Origin of the sequence: Photobacterium iliopiscarium (assembly GCF_003026395.1) — a bacterium.
Lineage (GTDB): Bacteria > Pseudomonadota > Gammaproteobacteria > Enterobacterales > Vibrionaceae > Photobacterium > Photobacterium iliopiscarium.
This window is the reverse complement of record NZ_PYOO01000003.1, coordinates 357,119-382,183: the sequence shown is the minus strand read 5'-3', so window position 1 is coordinate 382,183 and position 25,065 is coordinate 357,119. Positions and strand designations below refer to the sequence as shown.

At 39.6% G+C, this 25,065-nt stretch carries 14 protein-coding genes and 8 tRNA genes; 7 read left to right on the top strand and 15 right to left on the bottom strand.

What is annotated here, in order from left to right:
• Positions 1 to 23: 23 nt before the first annotated feature.
• From C9J51_RS07490 to xthA, 6 genes are all read right to left on the bottom strand, one after another.
• Positions 24 to 1,256, bottom strand: coding sequence for an EAL domain-containing response regulator (locus C9J51_RS07490; protein WP_045038198.1), 1,233 nt, complete (start codon positions 1,254 to 1,256; stop codon positions 24 to 26).
• Positions 1,257 to 1,265: 9 nt separating this feature from the next.
• Positions 1,266 to 5,219: an ATP-binding protein gene (locus tag C9J51_RS07485; protein ID WP_107274943.1), complete on the bottom strand. Its 3,954-nt coding sequence runs from the start codon at positions 5,217 to 5,219 to the stop codon at positions 1,266 to 1,268.
• A gap of 31 nt (positions 5,220 to 5,250) precedes the next feature.
• On the bottom strand, positions 5,251 to 6,852 hold the full coding sequence (locus C9J51_RS07480) for a response regulator (RefSeq protein WP_107274942.1): 1,602 nt from the start codon (positions 6,850 to 6,852) through the stop codon (positions 5,251 to 5,253).
• Positions 6,853 to 7,052: 200 nt separating this feature from the next.
• Positions 7,053 to 9,326 carry a formate C-acetyltransferase gene (pflB, locus tag C9J51_RS07475; RefSeq protein WP_045038194.1) on the bottom strand — a complete coding sequence of 758 codons (2,274 nt, stop codon included), beginning with the start codon at positions 9,324 to 9,326 and terminating at the stop codon, positions 7,053 to 7,055.
• 56 nt (positions 9,327 to 9,382) lie between these two features.
• Positions 9,383 to 10,249 carry a formate transporter FocA gene (gene focA / locus C9J51_RS07470; protein WP_045038193.1) on the bottom strand — a complete coding sequence of 289 codons (867 nt, stop codon included), beginning with the start codon at positions 10,247 to 10,249 and terminating at the stop codon, positions 9,383 to 9,385.
• 508 nt (positions 10,250 to 10,757) lie between these two features.
• Positions 10,758 to 11,567 carry an exodeoxyribonuclease III gene (xthA, locus tag C9J51_RS07465; RefSeq protein WP_045038192.1) on the bottom strand — a complete coding sequence of 270 codons (810 nt, stop codon included), beginning with the start codon at positions 11,565 to 11,567 and terminating at the stop codon, positions 10,758 to 10,760.
• 319 nt (positions 11,568 to 11,886) lie between these two features.
• On the opposite strand from xthA, the gene C9J51_RS19690 reads away from it, so the two are divergent.
• Positions 11,887 to 12,018, top strand: a complete 132-nt coding sequence (locus C9J51_RS19690) for a hypothetical protein (RefSeq protein ID WP_258177844.1) — start codon at positions 11,887 to 11,889, stop codon at positions 12,016 to 12,018.
• Between the two features lie 261 nt (positions 12,019 to 12,279).
• Here C9J51_RS19690 and C9J51_RS07460 read toward each other — a convergent pair.
• The 8 genes from C9J51_RS07460 to C9J51_RS07425 form a co-directional block, all read right to left on the bottom strand.
• Positions 12,280 to 12,364: transfer RNA gene (locus C9J51_RS07460), tRNA-Tyr, on the bottom strand.
• 90 nt (positions 12,365 to 12,454) lie between these two features.
• A tRNA-Tyr gene (locus C9J51_RS07455) sits at positions 12,455 to 12,539 on the bottom strand.
• A gap of 90 nt (positions 12,540 to 12,629) precedes the next feature.
• Positions 12,630 to 12,714 (bottom strand) — tRNA-Tyr (locus C9J51_RS07450).
• 90 nt (positions 12,715 to 12,804) lie between these two features.
• Positions 12,805 to 12,889 (bottom strand) — tRNA-Tyr (locus C9J51_RS07445).
• Positions 12,890 to 12,979: 90 nt separating this feature from the next.
• A tRNA-Tyr gene (locus C9J51_RS07440) sits at positions 12,980 to 13,064 on the bottom strand.
• Between the two features lie 90 nt (positions 13,065 to 13,154).
• Positions 13,155 to 13,239: transfer RNA gene (locus tag C9J51_RS07435), tRNA-Tyr, on the bottom strand.
• A gap of 90 nt (positions 13,240 to 13,329) precedes the next feature.
• A tRNA-Tyr gene (locus C9J51_RS07430) sits at positions 13,330 to 13,414 on the bottom strand.
• Positions 13,415 to 13,505: 91 nt separating this feature from the next.
• Positions 13,506 to 13,590 (bottom strand) — tRNA-Tyr (locus C9J51_RS07425).
• A gap of 182 nt (positions 13,591 to 13,772) precedes the next feature.
• Here C9J51_RS07425 and C9J51_RS07420 point away from each other — a divergent pair.
• The 5 genes from C9J51_RS07420 to C9J51_RS07400 all read left to right on the top strand — a co-directional run bounded on the left by C9J51_RS07420 (position 13,773) and on the right by C9J51_RS07400 (position 22,200).
• Positions 13,773 to 14,846 carry an efflux RND transporter periplasmic adaptor subunit gene (locus C9J51_RS07420; protein ID WP_045040958.1) on the top strand — a complete coding sequence of 358 codons (1,074 nt, stop codon included), beginning with the start codon at positions 13,773 to 13,775 and terminating at the stop codon, positions 14,844 to 14,846.
• Complete coding sequence (locus C9J51_RS07415; RefSeq protein ID WP_045040957.1) at positions 14,846 to 17,971, top strand: multidrug efflux RND transporter permease subunit; 3,126 nt, start codon at positions 14,846 to 14,848, stop codon at positions 17,969 to 17,971. The genes C9J51_RS07420 and C9J51_RS07415 overlap by 1 nt, the downstream gene beginning before the upstream one ends.
• 229 nt (positions 17,972 to 18,200) lie before the next feature.
• Positions 18,201 to 19,292 (top strand): 23S rRNA pseudouridine(2604) synthase RluF, encoded by a 1,092-nt coding sequence (rluF, locus tag C9J51_RS07410; RefSeq protein ID WP_107250886.1) that lies wholly within the window; start codon positions 18,201 to 18,203, stop codon positions 19,290 to 19,292.
• 1,796 nt (positions 19,293 to 21,088) lie between these two features.
• Positions 21,089 to 21,397, top strand: a complete 309-nt coding sequence (locus tag C9J51_RS07405) for a PTS fructose transporter subunit IIB (RefSeq protein WP_045038300.1) — start codon at positions 21,089 to 21,091, stop codon at positions 21,395 to 21,397.
• A 44-nt stretch (positions 21,398 to 21,441) separates the two neighbouring features.
• Positions 21,442 to 22,200, top strand: coding sequence for a PTS sugar transporter subunit IIA (locus tag C9J51_RS07400; protein ID WP_045039956.1), 759 nt, complete (start codon positions 21,442 to 21,444; stop codon positions 22,198 to 22,200).
• A gap of 6 nt (positions 22,201 to 22,206) precedes the next feature.
• Here C9J51_RS07400 and C9J51_RS07395 read toward each other — a convergent pair whose 3' ends face one another.
• On the bottom strand, positions 22,207 to 23,052 hold the full coding sequence (locus C9J51_RS07395; protein ID WP_045039955.1) for a helix-turn-helix transcriptional regulator: 846 nt from the start codon (positions 23,050 to 23,052) through the stop codon (positions 22,207 to 22,209).
• A 164-nt stretch (positions 23,053 to 23,216) separates the two neighbouring features.
• Here C9J51_RS07395 and manA point away from each other — a divergent pair, with 164 nt between their 5' ends.
• Complete coding sequence (gene manA / locus C9J51_RS07390) at positions 23,217 to 24,416, top strand: mannose-6-phosphate isomerase, class I (RefSeq protein WP_045038302.1); 1,200 nt, start codon at positions 23,217 to 23,219, stop codon at positions 24,414 to 24,416.
• Positions 24,417 to 25,065: the final 649 nt, after the last annotated feature.

Here is a 25,065-nt window from a genome sequence, read left to right as displayed (position 1 = left end):
TAGGGTATGAAAGTCAGTGATATTCATAACGGTTGTCTTTTCGCTGCGATGTCTTCTAATGATGAATTATTCAATAATTGTTGGTTCCGTTGTTGCCATTGAGCGTGCCAAATTGGAATTTGACTGAAAGGCAACGGTGGGGAAATAAAATAACCTTGTGCTAATTCACAGTCCATTTTTTGTAGTTTTAACCATAATGTAATGTCTTCTACACCCTCAGCAATCGAGGTTAAATTAAGCCGATGGGCTAATAATAAGCAAGTTTCGATAATAACTTTTGCGGTGTAGTTTGTTGGCATTGCTTGAACAAAACTAATATCTAATTTTAATGATTTAAATGGCAATATATCGAGTTGTTTAAGTGATGAATAACCCGTACCAAAATCATCAATAGAGAGGCTAAAACCATGCATGCCTAATCGTGCTGCGGCTTCTAATGCTTTGCCTGCCGATTCAAATAAATCAGATTCAGTTAATTCAAAATAGACCCAATGGTGAAGGTGAGGGTATTGATAGTGCAATGCTAATACATTATTAATAAAACTTCGTTCAACTAATGTTTTTGCTGAGATATTAACGGCAACTCTTCGACCTTCAAAAATAGCTTGATGATCAATGATATGATTTATGATTAATAATGCGAGATGGCTATCTTTACCTATTTGGGTTAAATGTTGAATAAAACAACTTGCAGGTACAATGCCATAAGCTGGGTGAATAAAACGTATTAGTGCTTCGCTAGCCACCCATTCGCCTGTTTTTAAATTGACGATTGGCTGGTAATAAGGCGTTAAATAGTTAGCATTAAAAGCATCAATAATATCTTGTTCTGTTAATACTTGCGGCAATGGCATGGTGGTATCACATAACTGTAAGTGATTTGTCGCAACTGTTAATAATTGTTGTAATTGTTCAATATGAGTAGGCTTAGATAAAATCCCTAATAAATTAAGACCATAGTTTTGGCACATCTTATTAACGCTAATAAGTACCTCTGCATTTAATGCACTGGTAATAATAATAGCACCTGTAAATTGTTGTTCAGCAAGATGACCAAGAAAACTTATGCCATCCATTTGTGGCATATTGAGATCACAAAACAATAATTGTGGTTGATAACGTGTTACGGCTGCTAATGCATCAATACCATTGGCAGCACAATATATCTGATCTTGATTTGGATCGATAAGATGAGCTAATTGGGTTGCAAGAACTTGACGTTGAAAGTCATGATCTTCAATCAATAATATGTCCATATTTCGATCCTATTTACGGTTAATTTGATGTGATAATTGTTCGATTAATTGTTCAATCTGCTGGTAATGTTGTTGTATACCCGTTATGTCTCTTTGAACATGTTGTGTTTGTAATTCAAGCTTCTGAGTTACTTGTGCTAGTTGATGAAAAGCCATCATCCGTGCAGCTCCTTTCATACGATGACTCACCATAAAGATATTATCATTGTTTTGTTGTGTTATTGCTGTTTTAAGTTGTGATAAATCATCAATACAAGAATCTAAATATTGTTGTAGTAGCATTTGACACAGATCGTTATTACCAAATATTGGTATTAACTCATTAATATCTATCATATTAATAGATGAAGTTGGTGTTGGTGTTAAGGTGGTTTGTTCCATTGTTACTTGTGACAATTTTTTGACGCTATGGTTCATACTTAATGGTTTTACCCATTGAGATAATACATTTTTTAGTTGTTGTTGCTTTAATGGCTTAATTAAATAGTCATTAAATCCCATTGTTTTAAAACGGTCAGTATTTGTTAATGCATTCGCTGTAATCGCAATAATAGGCAGTGCAATTGTGGCTGCTTTCTGTTCTTGTTCTCGAATGGTTTTTGTTAACTCATAACCATCCATTTCAGGCATATGGCAATCAGTTAATAAAATATTGTAGTGAGTCTTTGCTAACGCAATTAAAGCTTGTTTTCCATTATCAACAATATCAACCGCATAATTAAGTTGTTCTAATTGTTGTTTGAGTATCTGCTGGTTTATTGGATGATCTTCTGCCACCAACACATAACGATTATCCGCGATAGCTTGCTCACGAGTTAATGCTATTGGCAAAGTATGGTTATATTGATTGTCATTGTTGTAAGGCTGAAAAGGTTCAGTTAATGCGCGATAAAGTTGTTGAGATAAGAGTGGGCTAAGTGAAATATTACGCGCATTAATGTTAGATGTTAGCATGACATCTGTTGAGGTGATGGTGATCCAATTAACGGATGGTAAGTTAATGGCGATCCAATTAAGATCAATATTATGCTGTTCTGCCCATGATTGAGGTACAAAAATAGTATCAATACATTGGGTGGATATCGCAACTGCCAGTTGTTCTTTGGTGGTGACATTTAACCGAGAGATAGAGCAGTGCCAAGCCGTTAAGTAATTAGTCAAAATAGGATCATTGACGATTGAGAGTAAACCACAGTGTTTGTTTAATGATTTAATCTCAGCTGGCAGGCCAATATCAAACGTGAGTGCAATGGTAAAACGAGTGCCTTTATTTGGCTGACTTGAAACGGTAATGGTGCCATTCATTAATTGAATAAGCTGGTGACAAATTGACAGCCCTAATCCGGTACCATCATAACGACGATCGGTGTTTTGCTCTATTTGTTCAAACGGTTGAAATAGTTTATGGCGATCTTTAGGGGCAATACCAATGCCTGTATCAGTGATTGTAAAGTTAATCGTTTGCTGGTTATTTTGTTGCGACAATAAATTAATATCAAGGTGAATAGTTCCCTGAGATGTAAATTTAATCGCGTTATTAAGTAAGTTATTTAGTACTTGTTTAAGACGCAAACTATCAAAGTGTAAACTTTTAGCGACATTAGGATCGAGCCATAATTTAAAATCTAGCTCTTTTTGTGCGGCATGAATAGCATGTGGTTGCACTAAAATAGTGGCTATTTTATATAATGATTTTTCTTGAGGGTAGATTTCTAATTTGTTTGATTCAAGTTTAGAAAAATCTAAGACATCATTAACAATATTTAATAAATTATTACCTGAGAGAGTGAGATTTTTATGTATTTGATAGAGTTCTGGTTGTTGTGCATAAGGCTGCATTAAATCTAATAAACAGATAATGCCGCTAATTGGGGTACGGATTTCATGACTCATCATAGCTAAGAAGCGTGACTTAGCGATTGTAGCGGCGTGGGATTTTTGTTGAGCGATAGTGAGTGCTAATTGTTGCTGCTTTAATTGAGTGATATCAATCAAAATACTATTCCACTGCCAACCGACGGCTGCTGGCGTAATTTGGCAGCGTAGTTCTATCCAACACGACGTGGCTAATTCATCGGTTTTTATTTGTAATTCAGTACGCCAATAACCTTGTTTTACGGCATTACGCATTTTTTCTATAAGGCTTTTATAGTCATCACGTTGTGACATTCGATCTTGCACTAAACGAGGAAAAAAATAAAATTTACTGGCTGAAATGCCCGTAAAATCAATGATTTTTTCACTCATGAATAAAATATCGATATCCATTGGATCATCACTTTTTTGGTGATGTTGAATTAAAACGCCATCAAAATTATTGGTTAAATAAGTTAATTTATCTTCAGCAGCTTTACGGTGTTTAATTTCTTTGCTTAAACGACGATTCCATATTGTTATTGCTGCAATAATACAACTTATGGCTAAACTAAACGTGATAACTAATATAATTAACCGATGATAATCACCATCCTCTTTAAGAGTAATTGTGTACCATTTTTTTTTAATATTAGCTAACGTATCAGGAGGTAATGAATCCATTACTTTATTAACAATATTTCTTAATAAGACATTATTTTTTGTAACGGCAAATGCAACTTTTTGGTCATGATTATCTATACGGCTCGAAACAATTTTTAATTGACCTAAAAAATTATTTTGTAATAAAACTTGGGCGACAGAGAGTGGAATAATGGCATAATTAACATCATCATTAACCACCGCATTAAGAATATCAATATTAGTTTTAAACTGATGGATCTTAACTGTTGGATAATGTTCTTTTACGTGTTGAACGGCAATTTCTGAGTTAATAACCCCAATTATATTCGTTGAATTAATAGATGTTAGTTTCTTATGATTAATACGGTCAACCATTACCCATTTATCATTACTATAAGGTGCGGTAAAGGTGAGTTCTTTATAGCGATCTGTTGTTGTTGCTATCGCGGCAATAATATCTATATCATTATTCGCTAATTTTTTCTTACCATCTTGATAATTATTAATTGGAACTATCGTTGTAGTGATATGAAGTTTTTCTTTTATTATTGTTAATATATCTTCTAGCTGGTGCAGAATAATATCATTATTGATTAATATTGGTGAGACTGGAAATTGGTACCCAATACGAATATTTTTATGTTGTTGTAAGTAGTTATTTTCAGGTTCAGTTAAATGAAGCTGATGTGGATCACTTAACATTTTTTTTTGGGGCACTGTTAACCATTTGTCGTAAATATTAGCTAATACTATTTCTGGTAGCTGATTGTAAGCTTTATTGATCTTATTTAGGAGTCGAGCATGATTTTTAGTGGCGGTGATGTACAAGCGCTCAAAAGAGAGTTCTGTTAATGGTGAAAAATATAATGATTTTTTTAAATCACCAAAAGTATACAAATTATGCAGCATAAGGCTGTTACCAATATAAACATCGGCTAACCCTGTTTCGACGGCATTAAGTGCAATAGTATTTGATGGCAGTGAGACTATTTGATTTTTGATATGTAAATTGACGATTTTGTGTTTGATCGCAAAACCATTTTCAACACTAATAGTGGCGTTATTCAGATCAGCTATTTTGGTATGTTGTGGTGAACGGCTAAGCATAGCGAATGACGTACTTAAAATAGGATCACTAAAGAGCATATATTTCTGGCGATCAAATGTTGCGGCAATACCTATTAATAGATCGATATCGTTGCGTTTAAATGCAGATATCATGTCATCAAAACTGGGGTAATAGATGTTTTTTATCTGGTAACCCGCTTGAGCGGCAATGGCGTCCATAAGTGCGGGTAATAATCCCACGATTTGATCATTATTTTTAAATGCTAATGGTGCCCAATTAAGTGAAGTATAACCAACGGTTAAGATTGGCATTGTTTTATGTGTTGATTCGTTGGCAAAAGTGACAGGTATGGAAAGCGTAAATATTAGTGTTAGCAGTAATATAAAAATTTTCATCGAAAAATACCTAGAATAACAAATCAATAAATTAATATAGAGGCCGTTGAAGACAGCGATACTGTGTTTTTAACTTTAAATACCAGTCAGGTTTAAATTCTTGTGATTCAAATGTCCATCGAGCTTCTTTAATCCATTGTTGATGTTGTGGGTCATTGTCTATATAGCCACGTGAAGATAGCTCAACTAAACACCGAGCTAAAACATCATCAAAACGATACTGAGGCCATAATAATAATATGGACTGGCCAGCCTCAATATAATACTTTTTTTTCACTAATCTAAGTGCATACCGATAGTTATCATCTGTTTGGTGGCTAGATGTCGGTTGCATGGTCGCTAACCACATATTTTTTATAATAGAATGTGGCTCATTTTTATGTTGGTCGAGGTGTTGTTGTAAACGCTGATAACAGTTTATTTGATGACGCGTCATGGCTAAGCGTTTACTGATGCAAAGGGCAATCGCATCAAATTCAAAATTGTATTGTCCCTGAGTGGTTTGTTGCGCGTTTTCCATTGCTGCAATATAGCTTTTATAAGCATTAAGATTGTTGCCATTATCTAAATATTGCCATGCTTGTAGTAAGTAAATAAATGGTCGTTCATTTTTGGTGATAGTTTTTTGTTGGCTAATCGTGCGCCATAAGCGCTCTATAGGCATATTTTTTTTATCACTGTGTTGCAGCTGTAACCAAACAATAAACGCATGATGGCAAGGTTTATCCCAGACAGAATAACGCAGGTATGAGATTGCTTCACGGAGATGTTGTTGCATTGCAGTGTGATTATGGAAATGACATTCAATCCATAATAGACCAAATAATCGATGTAAATTATTTTTGCTAACATTATGAGCTTGCAGCCAAAAATCATAACCTTGGGTGATTTCTTGTTGTAATAACGCTGAGCATGCGCTGTATTCAAGCAGCATTAGATGATCAGGGTATAAACCTCTTAATTGGGTTAATAATGGATTAAGGGCTTGAAAATTTTGTTGTTGTAACCATAGCTGCGCCAGTAATAATTGTGCAGGCAAATGTTGATAATGATGTTGAGTCAGGCTTAACAGTACTTCAATGTCAGGATAAAGGTGAGGTTGTTTTTGATTAAATAAACGTTTTGCAATCGCTGTGATTGTTGTGCAATAAGTACTAACGGAAGCGTTTGATTGCGCACAAATAGTTTCAACACCATCGATACCTGAATGTCGATAGTATTCAAAAGCTCGATCATTGATAGCACGTTGTTCAAACGTATATTCCAAGCGTTGTTTGAGGGTATTTAAGCGTAAAGGTTTAACCAAATAATCATCAGGTTGGTATTCAGAAAATCCCATCAGAACAGCTGGCGAGTCATCAGCAGTTAGAATAAAAATCAGTGGCGAATGCTGAAGTAACTTATTGTGATATAAACGCTCAAGTAATTGTAACCCTGTACTACCAAAGCCAAGATTGAAATCAAGGAATAGAATATCAAAGGTTTGTTGCTGACAATATTTTATTGCTTCAGAAGCATTCGATGCACAATAAATATTAGCACTTTGGAATTGTCCATTAACTAAAATAAGTTTAGTTGTTTGCTGAATAATACTACTGTCATCGACAATCAATACCGATTGAGATCTTCGCATCAGAAAGTTATATCCTAAACGGGGAAGTAAATTAACGCTTTGAATGAGGGTTTTGGCGAAGAATATCGATAAAATGAGATGGATACAATCAAAGAAATGTAACGAAGCGTGTGTTTAGATTTAAATTTTGGGTATAAAAAAACCGGCTATATAAGCCGGTTTTTATTAGGAAGCGAACTTCCTACACAAGAGACTCTATATTATAGAGACGCTGTGAAAGTACGAGCGATAACGTCAGCCTGCTGTTCAGCAGTTAGAGAGTTAAAACGCACAGCATAACCCGATACACGGATAGTTAACTGTGGGTAGTTCTCTGGGTGCTTAACTGCGTCTTCTAGAGTTTCACGGTTAAGAACGTTAACGTTTAGGTGTTGACCACCTTCGATGCCAGACTCATGGTGGAAGTAACCATCCATAAGACCTGCTAGGTTATTTTCTTGAGTATCAAGATCTTTACCTAGTGCGTTTGGAACGATAGAGAATGTGTATGAAATACCATCTTTAGCGTGTGCAAACGGTAGTTTACCTACAGAAGTAAGTGAAGCTACAGCGCCTTTTTCGTCACGACCGTGCATTGGGTTAGCACCTGGTGCGAAAGGAGCACCTGCACGACGACCGTCTGGAGTGTTACCAGTTTTCTTACCGTACACAACGTTAGATGTGATAGTTAAGATAGACTGAGTAGGGATCGCATCACGGTACATCTTGTGTGAACGGATCTTGTTCATGAAACGCTCAACAAGGTCACAAGCGATGTCATCTACACGAGAATCGTTGTTACCAAATTTAGGGTAATCACCTTCAATGCTGAAGTCTACGGCTACGCCATCTTCATCACGGATTGGTGTTACTTTAGCGTATTTGATTGCAGATAGTGAGTCAGCTGCAACAGATAGACCAGCGATACCACAAGCCATTGTACGCTTGATGTCACGATCATGTAGAGCCATAAGCGATGCTTCGTAGCTGTACTTGTCGTGGCTCCAGTGAATAGCGTTTAGAGCAGAAACGTAAGTTGTTGCTAACCAATCCATGAAGTGGTCTAGACGTGCTAGAACATTTTCGTAATGGAAATCAGCATCAGCGATAGGCGCTTCTTTAGGACCCACTTGGATCTTAAGTTTTTCATCAACGCCGCCGTTGATTGCGTAAAGCATAGTTTTTGCAAGGTTAGCACGAGCACCGAAGAACTGCATTTGCTTACCAACAACCATTGGCGATACACAACAAGCGATAGCATAATCGTCAGATTTCATATCTGGACGCATTAGGTCATCGTTTTCGTACTGGATAGAAGAAGTATCAATAGATACTTTCGCACAGAACTTCTTGAAGCCTACAGGTAGTTGCTCAGACCAAAGAACAGTGATGTTTGGCTCTGGAGAAGGACCCATTGTGTATAGGCTGTTTAGGAAACGGAAGTTTGAACGTGTAACTAGTGTACGACCGTCAAGACCCATACCACCCATTGATTCTGTTGCCCAGATTGGGTCACCAGAGAACAATTCATCGTATTCAGGAGTACGTAGGAAACGAACCATACGTAGCTTCATTACGAAGTGGTCGATCATTTCTTGAGCTTGTGCTTCAGTGATCTTGCCATCAGCGATATCACGCTCGATGAAGATGTCTAGGAAAGTCGAAGTACGACCTAGAGACATTGCAGCACCGTTTTGTGATTTAACAGCAGCTAGGTAGCCGAAGTAAGTCCACTGGATAGCTTCTTGTGCAGACGTTGCAGGAAGAGAGATATCACGACCGTATTTAGCAGCCATAGTCTTGATTTGACCAAGAGCACGGTGCTGTTCACAGATCTCTTCACGACGTTGCATAGTCATTTGAAGATCTTCGCCATTCTCAAACATTTCTTCTAGAGATTTGAATTGAGCTAGCTTGTCAGCCATTAGTTTGTCGATACCGTAAAGTGCGATACGACGGTAGTCACCAATGATACGACCACGGCCGTAAGCATCAGGAAGACCAGTTAGAACACCAGACTTACGACATTTAATGATAGACGGAGTGTAGATATCGAAAACACCTTGGTTGTGTGTTTTACGAAGTTCTGAGTAAACTTTCTTGATAGTAGGATCAAGTTCACGACCGTATACTTTGCATGAGTTTTCGATCATGCGGATACCACCGTTAGGGATCAAACCACGCTTAAGAGGCGCGTCAGTTTGAAGACCTACGATAGTTTCAAGTTCTTGGTCGATGTAACCCGCATCATGTGCAGTGATAGTAGAAACAACGTCAGTATCGAAATCAACAGGTGCGTGAGTCGCGTTTTCCTGTTTGATGCCTACCATTACAGCTTCCCAAAGTTTAGCTGTAGCTGGAGTTGCTTCTGTTTCTAGGAAAGAGCCGTCACCCTCAAAAGGAGTGTAGTTCTTTTGGATAAAGTCACGAACGTTTACTTCGTTCTGCCAATCACCAGCTGTGAAGCCTTCCCATGCAGCAAATTGCTCTGCCATTGTATACCTACCTATTACTATTCAGTAGAAAAAAATAAGTGTTACCGTGTTAAAACTTAATGATGGCTACTGCCGTTAAGTTCTGGACGACGGTGAATAACCCAATATGTTAGTCCAACTAATACGCCACCACCAATGATATTACCAATGGTTACTGGGATTAGATTGTTTATAACGAAATTATGTACAGTTAAATCTGCAAATTGAGCAGGATCTACGCCTGTCATGGCCCAAAATTCAGGACCAGAGAATGCATGAATTACGATACCCATAGGGATCATAAACATATTTGCAATACAGTGCTCAAAACCACATGCAACAAACATTGCAACTGGCAGCAACATTACCATAACTTTATCAGTAGCACTACGGCATGAAAAAGTCATCCATGTTGCAAGACAAACCATTAGGTTACATAGCATACCTAAAACAACAGCTTGTCCAAAATCATGATGAAGTTTATGTTGTGCGATTTTCATTGCATTAATACCCCATTGGCCACTAGCGCCAAGGTGTTGTTTTGCAATCCAAATACATGCAACAAAGAAAATTGCGCCAACAAAGTTACCGAGGTAAACAATGCCCCAGTTTTTCATTAACTGACCAGTAGTAATGCGACCGCTTGCACGAGCAACAGTGGTTAATACAGAAGAAGTGAATAGCTCACCGCCACATATAACTACTAGGATTAAACCTAACGTAAAGGCTAGACCGCCGGCAAATTTAGACATACCCCAAGGCATATCACCTGCGCCAGTCGTTACTGTTGTATAAAATACAAAAGCAATTGAAATAAACACACCGGCAGTTATCGCTAAAAAGAATGACTGTAACGGATGTTTTGTTGCTTTATAAACGCCGACTTCTTCGGCTTTATGTGCCATTGCTGGTGGCATCAGTGAGTCAAAAGGATTAGTTTCCATTTTCACAGGGGTGCTCTTTAATGGTTTAAGTTTGGCTGCGAGAATAATAGCAAAGGTTGTGAATCATAAACTTGATCTGGATCATTGCGGTGAAAATTTATAACAAAATTAGACATATTGTTACAGTGTAAAATAATGTAATCAATTGAATTTAAAGAGTATAATTTTTTTGAGAAAACTAAAAAAAATTTTAATGTAATTTTATTTCATAATTGTTTGGTTATGATTACAAAATTTAGCGCCCTTATTAATCAATGAGTTATGATTTTTGGAACTTTTTTTTAACGTATTTATGCCGCTAAAAAAATATTGATTCAACTTTTTTTATATTCACCCTATCGATGAATAGTATTCAACAATATAGATTAATTCTATGCTGTAACGGTATGGTGTAATTATATTGATGAATATATATGCAAAATCAACAAAAGCCGATATTAATAATTATCGGCTTTTAGATGTAATTATTAGCTTGAGTAATTATGGTTATTGGTACTCAATTAAAAAATTAATCGGTGAAAGTTGACCAAATTGGGGCGTGATCTGAGGGCTTTTCAATGCCACGGAGTTCGTAATCAATACCGGACTCTATACAGCGGTTAGCTAATGTTGGCGTCGCTAAAATCACATCGATACGTAAGCCTCTATTATCAACAAAGCCTTTTGAACGGTAATCAAACCATGAGAATTGATCGTCGACCGTTGGATGAAGTTGACGGAATGTATCAATAAAACCCCAATCTAATAAGGTTTTCAACCATTGACGCTCAATCAGTTGAAATGAACATTTGCCTGTTTTTAACCAACGTTTAGCGTTGAGTGGACCAATACCGATATCTAGATCGATCGGGCTGATATTAATGTCACCCATTACGATAAGCTCTTCATCATTGGAGTGTGCACTATCAAGGTAATTCATTAAATCAGCGTAGAATTTTTCTTTTGCAGGAAATTTGGTTTCATGCTTAACGTTATCGCCTTGAGGAAAATAACCGTTCATTACCGTTATGTTGTTGCCATTTTCTTGTTTAAAGGTTGCCATGATCATGCGGCGCTGGGCTTCGTCATCATCACTGGGAAAGCCTTTTTGTACGCTAATAGGCTCTTGCTTACATAGCATAGCGACACCGTAATGGGCTTTCTGACCATGAAAGTAGACTTTGTATCCCATTGCTTCTACATCCGCTAACGGAAAAGCATCGTCATGAACTTTAATTTCTTGTAAACCGATAACGTCAGGCTGATGCTTATCAATAATAGCTTGAAGTTGATGTAAACGAGCTCGTAGCCCATTGATGTTAAAAGAAATAACTTTCATATTTAGTATCCATAACTGCGAATGATTATGGTTACTGATATTAGCACATTGCGCTATCACTTCGATATATGATCATTTCAATCAGGAGTGATCATATTTATAGTGTAAGTTTATTTGGGTATAAACGAGTATGCAGGTCTATGCTAAAAGCAATTATCTCATTTATAACAAGTTGTTGTTTTTAAATACCCAGAGCAAATATTATTAAATCGATGACGATCGCGGTTGGATTCGTTAGATAGTGTAGGTCTGGATCATAATGGGAACGGTTTTTTATTTAACTTAGCGTTATTGTGACGCCATAATCATGGAGTAGAGTATGTTTGATTTTATAAAGCGTTTGTTTGGTGCTGAACCGAAAGTTGAACCTGAGCATCAAGATAATAAAGATCAAGAAGATAGGAATGATAAATATAAACAAGGATCACCCAGTGACGATGGTGAAAGTTAACGATAAACCCAATGTTGTAATAACCGAATTGCAGCCATACAGTCATTTTTCTTATTATCGTGAGATGTTCACTGTCACTGAGTAATGTAGAAGACGGGTGATTATCAATAATCAGTATCTTGATCTGTTGCCAATCTATGTTGGTATGAGGAGGTGCTTCTGTCATAACGATCTATGCATAAATCAGCTTGATTTGTTGATCGTTTATACGGGGGTATTTTTGATATGAAAAAGCCAGCTGCTAAGCAACTGGCTGAATGATGGTGGTGGGAGAAGGATTCGAACCTTCGAAGGCAGTGCCGGCAGATTTACAATCTGCTCCCTTTGGCCACTCGGGAATCCCACCACGGGATGTTGCTATAGTTATTCGTTACTTTAGTGATTAAAGGCCACTTTAACCACGGAAAAACCGTCATAAAACAATTTTTCAAAATGATGGTGGTGGGAGAAGGATTCGAACCTTCGAAGGCAGTGCCGGCAGATTTACAATCTGCTCCCTTTGGCCACTCGGGAATCCCACCACGGGATATTGCTATAATTATTCGTTACTCTGGTGATTAAAGGCCACTTTAATCACTGAAAAACCGTCATAAAACAATTTTTCAAAATGATGGTGGTGGGAGAAGGATTCGAACCTTCGAAGGCAGTGCCGGCAGATTTACAATCTGCTCCCTTTGGCCACTCGGGAATCCCACCACGGGATGTTGCTATAGTTATTTGTTGCTAGTGTAATTAAAGCTCACTTTAATTACTGAAAAACCGTTATAAAACAATTTTTCAAAATGATGGTGGTGGGAGAAGGATTCGAACCTTCGAAGGCAGTGCCGGCAGATTTACAATCTGCTCCCTTTGGCCACTCGGGAATCCCACCACGGGATGTTGCTATAGTTATTTGTTGCTAGTGTAATTAAAGCTCACTTTAATTACTGAAAAACCGTTATAAAACAATTTTTCAAAATGATGGTGGTGGGAGAAGGATTCGAACCTTCGAAGGCAGTGCCGGCAGATTTACAATCTGCTCCCTTTGGCCACTCGGGAATCCCACCACGGGATGTTGCTATAGTTATTTGTTACTCTGGTGATTAAAGGCCACTTTAACCACTGAAAAACCGTCATAAAACAATTTTTCAAAATGATGGTGGTGGGAGAAGGATTCGAACCTTCGAAGGCAGTGCCGGCAGATTTACAATCTGCTCCCTTTGGCCACTCGGGAATCCCACCACGGGATGTTGCTATAGTTATTTGTTACTCTGGTGATTAAAGGCCACTTTAACCACTGAAAAACCGTCATAAAACAATTTTTCAAAATGATGGTGGTGGGAGAAGGATTCGAACCTTCGAAGGCAGTGCCGGCAGATTTACAATCTGCTCCCTTTGGCCACTCGGGAATCCCACCACGGGATGTTGCTATAGTTATTCGTTACTCTGGTGATTAAAGGCCACTTTAATCACCGAAAAACTGTTATAAAACAATTCTTCAAAATTAATGGTGGTGGGGGAAGGATTCGAACCTTCGAAGGCAGTGCCGGCAGATTTACAATCTGCTCCCTTTGGCCACTCGGGAACCCCACCACAAGTGCGGGGCGGATAATAACAAACATTTCAGCGCTGTAAACCTTTTTTATCAATATCATCGAGCGCTTGCTTGATTTTTCATCAGTAAGTCGATTTTTGCTTAACTTTACATTTCTTGACGTTATTCATCCTTTAGTTCAGATATTATTCGACTAGGATTTTTATGATGGTTTTAATAAATGAAAAAAATGGTCGTAGCAGTATTAGTCACTGCCGCATTATCGGGTAGCTATTTTTACTTTCAAGGAACGTCACACGCTGCGCAAAATAAATCACCGCCCGCGTTATCGTCACGTGTTGTATCTGTGACAACGGGAGAGGTTAGTTCTTTAGCTGTTGCTCAATCACTTTCATTAGTGGGTAAGTTGAATGCGGAACATGCCGTTAATATTGCAGCAGAAGTTTCGGCTAAAATAAAAACGATTGCAGTTCCTGTTAATAGTACGGTCAAGAAAGGCCAACTATTAATTCAACTTGATGATGATAAAGCGGTGGCTGCTTATGATGAAGCATTAGCCTATCGTAATGATGAAAAACGAAAACTGACTGAATTTCAGCGTTTATTATCTCGTGGCGCTATTACTAAAACTGAAATTGATGCTCAAGCTGCCAATACCAGTATTGCCAATGCTCGTTTAAAAGCGGCTTTAGCGAATCTTAACGATCATGCTATTCGAGCGCCGTTTAATGGCACCGTTGGTCTCTATGATTTTAGTCCGGGTCATATGGTCGCTGCTGGCGGTGCATTATTTAATTTTGATGACCTTTCTTCTATGCGTCTGGATATTGAAGTACCAGAGCAATATATCTCATCTTTAACGGTTGGAATTAACGTTACCGCAAAAAGCCAAGCATGGGGCGATCGCGCCTTTATTGGTAAAATTCAAGCCATTGATTCACGTGTTCAACCTGATTCATTAAATATTAAAGTTCGGGTTGTATTTAAAAATAGTGATCATGCTTTGAAACCAGGAATGTTACTTGCAACAGAACTTGATTTTATTCCGCAACAACAAGCGATTATCCCCGTACAAGCTTTAGAATATTCAGGTACTAAACGTTATGTTTATCTTGTTGATCCACAACAAAAAGTGCACCGAACCTTGGTTGAGTTAGGTGAGCGTATTGATAATAACGTAGTGATCAGCAAAGGGTTAAAAACCGGCGATCGTATTGTTGTACAAGGGTTAGTTAACATGCGCGATGGCATCACCATTAAAGACATTACCCCAGCTGTTGGAGTGGCGAGCTAATGTGGTTATCTGATATTTCAGTAAAACGGCCAGTGGTAGCGATCGTATTAAGTTTGTTGTTGTGTGTGTTTGGTATCGTTTCATTCTCTAAGTTAGCAGTCCGTGAGATGCCGGATGTTGAAAGTCCTGTTGTGACTATTATGACAACCTATGACGGTACTTCAGCAACGGTAATGGAAAGCCAAGTGACTACCCCGATAGAAGATGAATTATCAGGGATCAGTGGTATTGATAACATTACTTCCGTTACTCGTAATGGTATGTCGCGGATCACGGTTGAATTTGATATGGATTGGGATCTCACTGAAGGTGTCAGTGATATTCGTGATGCGGTTGCTCGTGCCCAACGTCGCCTTCCTGATGATGCCAATGATCCGATAGTATCGAAAGATAACGGTTCAGGTGAGCCTGCGATCTACATTAATTTATCGTCATCTGAAATGGATCGTACCCAATTAACGGATTACGCTCAGCGAGTCTTAGAAGATCGTTTCAGTCTTTTAAATGGTGTTAGCTCAGTCAGTCTTAGTGGCGGTTTGTACAAGGTAATGTATGTAAAGTTACAACCGACACTAATGGCCGGCCGAGGTGTTACCACCAAAGATATCGTTAATGCATTAAATGATGAAAACGTTGAATTACCCGGTGGCGAAGTTCGTAATGATCAAACGGTGATGTCCGTTCGTACCGCGCGGCTTTACCAAACCGTCGATGATTTTAAATATTTAGTGGTTCGTACCTCTGAGGCTGGCACACCTATTTATTTAAAAGATGTCGCAGACGTTACGATTGGCGCAGAAAATGAAAATTCAACTTTTAAAAGTAATGGTGCCGTTAATTTAAGTTTAGGCATTGTGACTATGTCCGATGCTAATCCGCTTGATGTGGCTAAAGAAGTGCGTGCTGAAGTGGCTAAAATGCAGCAATTTTTGCCTAAAGGCGCTTCATTGACGCTTGATTATGATGCCACGGTGTTTATTGAACGTTCAATTAGTGAAGTTTACAGTACGTTATTAGTAACCGGCGCTTTGGTTATTTTGGTGCTGTATATTTTTATTGGCCAAGTGCGGGCAACGCTAATTCCTGCGGTTACGGTGCCAGTGTCTTTAATCTCAGCTTTTATCACTGCTTATTTCTTTGGTTTTTCAATTAACTTATTAACCTTGATGGCGTTAATTTTAGCGATTGGATTGGTGGTTGATGATGCGATTGTGGTGGTTGAAAACGTTTTCCACCATTTACAACGTGGAGAATCACCATTACTAGCCGCTTATAAAGGCACTCGTGAAGTTGGATTTGCGGTAGTGGCAACGACAGCGGTGTTAGTGATGGTGTTCTTACCGATATCGTTTATGGAAGGCATGGTAGGGCGTTTATTTACTGAGTTCTCCGTATTATTGGCGATGTCAGTGATCTTCTCATCATTAATTGCTTTAACGTTAACCCCTGTTATGTGCAGTAAATTACTGCAAGTGAATGTGAAGCCAAATCGTTTTAATCTGTGGATTGATCGTCAATTTGATAAATTAGAGCATGGTTACCGTCGTATGGTAACGGTGGCCGTTAAGAAACGGTTTGTTGCACCGTTGGTGGTGTTAGCGTGTATTGTAGCCAGCGCAGGATTAATGAAAGTGATCCCCGCGCAACTTGCACCACAGGAAGATCGTGGGGTGTTATTTGCGTTTGTTAAAGGCGCAGAAGGTACCAGTTATAACCGTATGATCGGCAACATGGATCAAGTTGAAGCACGTTTATTACCGCTATTAGGCAAAGGGATATTAAAATCAGTTAGTATTCAATCGCCGGCCTTTGGTGGTCGAGCGGGAGATCAAACTGGCTTTGTGATCATGCAATTAGAAGATTGGAATGATCGTACCGTTGGGGCACAACAAGCATTGGGAATCATAAGTAAGACGCTAGCGGGTATTCCCGATGTGCGAGTGATGCCGATGATGCCTGGTTTTCGAGGTGGATCGTCAGAACCGGTCCAATTTGTATTAGGCGGCGCGGATTACCAAGAGCTGTTTAAATGGGCGACTAAGCTGCAACATATTGCTGAAGATAGCCCATTAATGGAAGGGGCTGATTTAGATTACGCTGAAACAACCCCTGAGCTGTTAGTGAATGTAAATCGTGAGCGTGCGGCTGAACTAGGTATTCCCGTCACTGAAATCGCGGAAACATTAGAAGTGATGCTTGGCGGTCGCAGTGAAACAACCTTTGTTGATCGCGGTGAGGAATACGATGTTTATCTTCGTGGTGATGAAAATAGCTTTAATAGTTCAACCGATCTTAGTCAGATTTATCTACGGGCGAAAAATGGCAAGCTAGTTACACTTGATACCGTGGCGTCTATTGATGAAGTGGCATCAGCACAAAAATTAAGTCATCACCAAAAACAGAAATCGATCACCTTAAAAGCGAATCTTTCAAATGGTTATACGCTAGGTGATGCGCTTGATTTCTTAGATCAACAAGCAATAGATACTTTACCGTCTGATATCTCCATTAGCTATGCTGGTGAATCACAAGATTTCCGAGATAACCAAAGTAGTATCGCAGTGGTATTTGGACTGGCGCTATTGGTGGCTTATTTAGTACTTGCAGCGCAGTTTGAAAGCTTTATTAACCCGCTGGTGGTTATGCTAACCGTACCGATGGGGATCTTTGGTGGTCTTGCTGGATTATGGATAATGGGACAAGGGCTCAATATTTATAGCCAGATTGGGATGATCATGTTGATTGGTATGGTGACGAAAAACGGTATTTTAATCGTTGAATTTGCTAACCAACTGCGTGATAAAGGGATTGAGTTTGAACAAGCGATTGTTGATGCGTCAGTACGTCGATTACGACCTATTTTAATGACCGCGTTTACAACCTTGTTTGGTTCTTTACCGTTGATTCTATCAACTGGCGCAGGTGCTGAAAGTCGTATCGCGGTGGGTACGGTGGTGTTCTTTGGAATGGCATTTGCCACTTTGGTAACATTATTAGTGATCCCAGCGATGTACCGCTTGTTATCAGCTAAAACCAAATCACCAGGTTATATCGAAGCGCAATTAGAGAAAGAATTGCAGCATGATTATATCGGTCGTATTAATCATGGTGATTTACCGAAATAAGCGTATTTAGGGACGAAGGACGAGGGCAAAGTGTCGAGGATGCTGAATATATTTCTATTTGGTGCCAGAACACCAATGCCCTTTGTCCTTTACTTAAGAGCTTTACATCAAAACTACCTCTTTAATCGACAATCAGTTAAACTCCCCTCATAACAACTATCGAGCAAGTAAACTACAGTTAAGTGGTTTATTGCCCTGATCGACCTAAAGCCCTTTATAGAAGAAAAACATGTCACAAAATTCTACTGAACAGCAGAGCCCGAAAGGGGTTCGACTTAATAAATTTATCAGTGATACTGGCTATTGCTCACGCCGTGAGGCGGACAAGCTGATTGATCAGGGACGTGTAACCCTTAATGGCACTATGCCTGAAATGGGTATGCGAGTAATGGATAAAGACGAAGTATTGGTTGATGATAAGCCATTACGTAGCAAAGAACGTCCAATTTATATCGCGCTTAATAAGCCAACGGGTATCACCTGTACGACTGAGCGCCATATTGAAGGCAACGTGATTGATTTCATTAATCACCGTAAGCGTATTTTTCCGATTGGTCGTTTAGATAAGCCGTCTGATGGTCTTATTTTCTTAACCAATGACGGTGATATCGTTAATAAAATTCTTCGTGCCGGTAACTCGCATGAAAAAGAATATGTAGTGCGTGTTGACCAAGCGATTACCCCTGAATTTCTTGAAAAAATGTCATCAGGTGTTGAGATTTTAGATACTGTTACGCTGCCGTGTAAAGTGACTAAAGAAACGAACTTCTCATTCCGTATCGTTTTAACACAAGGCTTAAACCGTCAAATTCGTCGTATGTGTGAAGCGTTAGGTTATGAAGTATATAAACTTCGTCGCGTACGTATCATGAATATTACAATTGATGGCTTACCAAATGGCAAATGGCGTTATTTAACCGATGCTGAAATCGCTGAAATTCAACAGTTGATTTCACAATCAAGCGGTACTGAAGAAGCGTCAATGACCGATGCTGAAGGCCGTACGATCGCAAAAGCAACTGACGCGAAGTTGTATGATCACCGTGCACAAGAAGCGCGTAATGAACGTCATGCCGCTGAAAAACAGTTTAAAACTTACAGCGGTACGGGTGATTTTAATCGTCGTCCCGATGGTGCGAACCGTAGTAGCCGTAATCAGAATGAAGAGCGTAATAGCCACAGTGGATACCGTGCTGATGCGCCTCGTCGTAATAATGATGATCGTCCTGCGCGTACGTCAACACCAAGTGCTGATAGCAAACCAAGTTTTGGTGGCAAGAGCAACGGTATTAAAAAGTGGAAATCAAAGCGCGAAGAGTAACAGCGCGTTGTTAAGAAACTAGATAGCCAGTTTCAAGAATAAATGAAAAGCGATAGGCGAGAGCCTGTCGTTTTTTTTGTTGGTGTAATTCCGTCATCGCCTACAGTGAATGCCAACCTTCCTCCGTCATTCCCTAAAGTGAGGTTACGAACGAGATAGGGAATCTACCATCCGCGCGTTGTAGAATAATTATATCCATCAGACTTATTTTTGCTGGCGTCTTTGAGGCTCAAGCACGCGATGAATAGATCACGGATAGCTTCGAGCCTCAACTTCCGGAATGACGGATAATAGGCTGAGTGAATGCCAAACCCAACCACCGTCATTCCCTACAGTGAGGTTACGAACGAGATAGAGAATCTACCATCCGCGCGTTGTAGAATAATTATATCCATCAGACTTTTTTTGCTGGCGTCTTTGAGGCTCAAGCACGCGATGAATAGATCACGGATAGCTTCGAGCCTCAACTTCCGGAATGACGGATAATAGGCTGAGTGAATGCCAACCTTCCCCCGTCATTCTCTACAGTGAGGTTACGAACGAGATAGGGAATCTACCATCCGCGCGTTGTAGAATAATTATATCCATCAGACTTTTTTTGCTGGCGTCTTTGAGGCTCAAGCACGCGATGAATAGATCACGGATAGCTTCGAGCCTCAACTTCCGAGATGACGGATAATAGGCTGAGTGAATGCCAAACCCAACCCCAACCCCGTCATTCCCTACAGTGAGGTTACGAACGAGATAGGGAATCTACAATCCGCGCGTTGTAGAATAATTATATCCATCAGACTTACTTTTGTTGGCGTCTTTGAGGCTCAAGCACGCGGTGAATAGATCACGGATAGCTTCGAGCCTCAACTTCCGAGATGACGGATAATAGGCTGAGTGAACGGCAAACCCAATTACCGTCATTCCCTACAGTGAGGTTACGAACGAGATAGGGAATCTACCATCCACGCGTTGTAGAATAATTATATCCATCAGACTTACTTTTGCTGGCGTCTTTGAGGCTCAAGCACGCGATGAATAGATCACGGATAGCTTCGAGCCTCAACTTCCGGAATGACGGATAATAGGCTGAGTGAATGCCAACCTTCCCCCGTCATTCTCTACAGTGAGGTTACGAACGAGATAGGGAATCTACAATCAGCGCGTCGTAGAATAATTATATCCATCAGACTTACTTTTGCTGGCGTCTTTGAGGCTCAAGCACGCGGTGAATAGATCACGGATAGCTTCGAGCCTCAACTTCCGAGATGACGGATAATAGGCTGAGTGAATGCCAAACCCAACCACCGTCATTCCCTACAGTGAGGTTACGAACGAGATAGGGAATCTATCATCCGCGCGTCGTAGAATAATTATATCCATCAGACTTACTTTTGCTGGCGTCTTTGAGGCTCAAGCACGCGATGAATAGATCACGGATAGCTTCGAGCCTCAACTTCCGGAATGACGGATAATAGGCTGAGTGAATGCCAAACCCAACCACCGTCATTCCCTACAGTGAGGTTACGAACGAGATAGGGAATCTACAATCAGCGCGTCGTAGAATAATTATATCCATCAGACTTACTTTTGCTGGCGTCTTTGAGGCTCAAGCACGCGATGAATAGATCACGGATAGCTTCGAACCTCAACTTCCGAGATGACGGATAATAACTAGTGTTATTCCTTGCAGTGAACGTACGGATTAACTCCCGTCATTTTCTGTAATAAAATATGATATTCTGCATCACTGGCTGCTTATTTATGCGCCTTGGTATTTAATCGTTATAAGTTTAGGGATGAAAATGAAAATTGTCGCGGTAACAGCCTGCCCAACGGGTATAGCACACACATATATGGCGGCGGATGTACTTAATAAAACTGCGCATCAAATGGGAATTAAAATCCAAGTCGAAACCCAAGGTGCGATGGGGATTGAGCACTTTTTAACGGCTAAAAATATTGCTTGTGCAGATATTGTATTAATAGCCTCAGATATTGAAGTTGAACAACGGGCTCGTTTCACTGGTAGTCGTATTCACTGTGTCACCATCGAAGAAGTCTTAGTTGATGCCACTGCTGTGATTGAGCGTTGTCAGCAATTGTGCCAATGATAGATGACGTTAATAAGTAAGCCGTAATATTAAGGGAATAACGGATGTTAGAGCGACGGATCACCTTCTATTGTGGAGCAGCAGGTCTGCCTTCTTACCAACTTAACCAACTCAAAAAATTGACCACCTATTTTCAATCTAAAGTTGAGTTATTCAATGTACGTCAATTAACGCGCGCGCCAGTATCACAGCCATTAAAAATGCTGTCATTAGCGAATAAACCGTATGCGTTATGCCAATTAATCATCAATGGTAATGACGCCGAATTAGCAAATTTAGTGCTAACGGATTTTATTGCTCAATATGCGCTGTCATTGACACAATTCTCACCATCAGTGCCATTTAAGATAAGTTTGCCGTTAACCAGTATTGGTTGGGCTGATTGTCATGCGAGTGGCAGTAATAAAACAGAAACAATTACGCAATTAAGCCACATGCTGGTGGCACAACAAGCCGTTACCGCTGAGCAACAACCCGCATTACTGCAAGCACTATTAGCTCGAGAAACCATTTCAGCAACGGTGATGGGGCCGGGTATTGCATTGCCGCACGTGATGCATGAAATGATCGTTAAGCCTGCAATGGCGATAGTGTGTCAGCATCCGTCAATTGATTGGGGATCATCTCGCGGTAATATTAGTCGTGCGATTGCGATGATATTGCCTAAGCCACCTCAGAAAGTGGTGCTGATGGCGTTTGCGCAGTTTTCAAAATGTTTATTAAACGAGGATTATTGTACTGCGCTAACATTAGCTCAACAGCCTCAAGAATTGAAAGCATTGGTTATTGAAGCATTAAGATAACGGAAGTTAAGTGACGACTCTGTATTCTGATGGTGTACACCCCGTTTTATTTTTAAATACGCGACAAAAATAATTTACATCGACAAAACCGCAGCGGCTAGCAATTTCAGTTAATCGAAATGGGTATTGGCGTAACATAAATTTGGCACGTTCAATCCGTACCCAGCAAATATAGTCAGCGAGCCGCATATGGCCTTGTTGACGAAATAAACGCGAAAGGTGATTGGGGGTAATGTTAAACCGATTAGCAATGGTATCGCGGCTGATGGCACGGTGAAAATTTTCTTGAATATAAATACAGATCCCTTGATACAGATCTTCGGTGCGATTTTTTGATTGATGCAACGGTACATGCAGCATGTTACGCGTGTAGCTGAGCAAGGCTTGCAATAAATGTTCATCCATCGGTTGTTGCTGAGGCTCGGTAGCTAACATATTCAAGGCCGTTAAGATCGGATCAACCGCATGCCCCGTCCATGCTTGAATTGAGTGTTTTTGAACATCATAAAACTTGGGGCTATCTTTGGTTTTACTGACTAAACTAAAACCCAATTGTCGCTTTCCAAACAGTAAACTCAACACTGAACATTCGGTATTCCAGCTTGGTTTATTCCAACTGTTGGGTGGAATATAGATCGCATCCCCCCCCATTAAACTAATTTGACAGATGCCATTATCACCATCATCAAGTTGATTAATATATTCGCCTTTTAGCACCAATTCGAGCCGTGGAAAATTGACTTGATAACTAAATTGCGGTGGTTGAGTTTTACCGCCAGCAAACCAAATGCGATTAAAACTTTCCCGTTCAGTTAACACCGAATCAATTAAATTTAAGAAAACATTGTCCATGAAATTCACTTTATGTTTGGAATGGTGGTGGCAGGATGATGAGTTTGTGCTGAATAAACCGATTAAGTTTTGTTATAGTGCTGTTAGTTAGCGCATGGCGTCAATAATAATGGTTGATGCGATGCCATAAATATCGTGAACAATAATAACAATAGGACCTGACAATGACTGACTCTACCCGCACTGTCTTTTTCAAGATGGATAACGTGATCCAAGATTATGCTTGGGGCAGTGTAACATCAATTGAACAACTGTTTGCTATTCCAAATCTAGACCAAAAACCACAAGCTGAAATATGGATGGGCGCCCATGCAAATGGTTGTTCTGTGATCACGGTTAATGGTGAAGCAGTACGTTTAGCTGATTTTATTGCCACAGATCCTGATGCAATTATCGGTGCAGAAACCCAAGCTAAATTTGCTGAGTTGCCATATTTATTTAAAGTGTTAGCGGCTGAGAAAGCATTATCGGTTCAAGTTCACCCAAGTAAGCATCAAGCTGAAATAGGCTATGCGAAAGAAGAAAAAACCGGTATTGCACGTAATGCGGCTAACCGTAACTACAAAGATCCTAACCATAAACCTGAGTTAGTGTTTGCATTAACCCCTTATCAAGCAATGAATGGTTTTCGTGAGCTAGCTGAGATTGTTGAATTATTTACCACCATCAATCTCGATGTGATCAGCGATCTTGTTAATACGTTCGTAGCCAATCAAACTGAAACCGGTTTACGTGATTTTTTTGAAGCAATGTTATCGCTTGAGGGTGAGCGTAAAGAGGTTGCTGTTAATGGGCTTTTAGCGTTCTGTCATGAACATAAAGAGCAGCCATTATTTGCGTTATTGATTGATTTATCTGAGCAATACCCAGGCGATATCGGTTTGTTTGTTCCTTTAATGTTGAACGTATTAACATTACAACCAGGCGAAGCGATGTTCCTAAGTGCATGTACGCCACATGCTTACATTAAAGGAACTGGCCTTGAAATTATGGCTAACTCCGACAATGTACTACGTGCAGGTTTGACGCCTAAATTTATGGATGTACCCGAGTTAGTCGCTAATACTGAATTTAAGAGCATGGCGGCGAATGAACTATTACTGGCGCCAACAATGGTTGCTGGTGGTTTAGATTATCAGATCCCTGTGCCTGATTTTAAATTCAGCGTGTATAAGCAAGTTAATGATATTGCATTACAAAATACCAGTGCTGAAATTTTATTTGCGATTGATGCACCGCTAACAGTGACGCATCAAAATGGTGAAACATTGACGCTTGAAAAAGGCCAGTCAGTGTTTATTCCTGCTTATGCAAAAGCATATTCAGCCCATTGTGATGGTATGTTTGCTCGCGCGTATAACTAAAGGGTTATAGGGAAGAGCAGGGACGAGGTTGTGAGTCTCTAGTTCTCAGGATAATGGATTAAGCGATGGGTGAAAGCCTGTCGCTTTTTTTGTGGTAATTATTTCGTCATTCCCTACAGTGAATGCTAAATCAACCCCCGTCATTCCCTACAGTGAGGTTACGAACGAGATAGGGAATCTACTATCCGCGCGTTGTAGAGTCATAGTGGTTGTATTATAGAGTTTCACTGGTTTCTTTAAGGCTCAAGTACGTGGTGAGTAGGTCGCGGATAGTATCATGCCTCAACTTTCGAGATGTGAATAATAGGCTCATCATTCCCTACAGTAAATGCCCGCGAGGGCGATAGGGAATTTACTATCCGCGCGTCGTAGAGTCATTGTGGTTGAAATAGATGACGAATAATAAACTGCTTTTCCTAACCCCCTCCTTTCTGTGATCTATCGCACTAAAAATTCCACCTAACTGCATATTTAAAGCCTTATTTTGATAGTTGATAAAATTATTTGATAATCGTTTTTTGGTATTTTCATATATAGTTAATTGTATAACTTATTGAAGTTAAATGTATAAATTCACGGTTCAACTTGTTTTATATACAATGGAAAATATGAGTTATAGCTCACACTGAGAGTTTAATGTTACAAATTT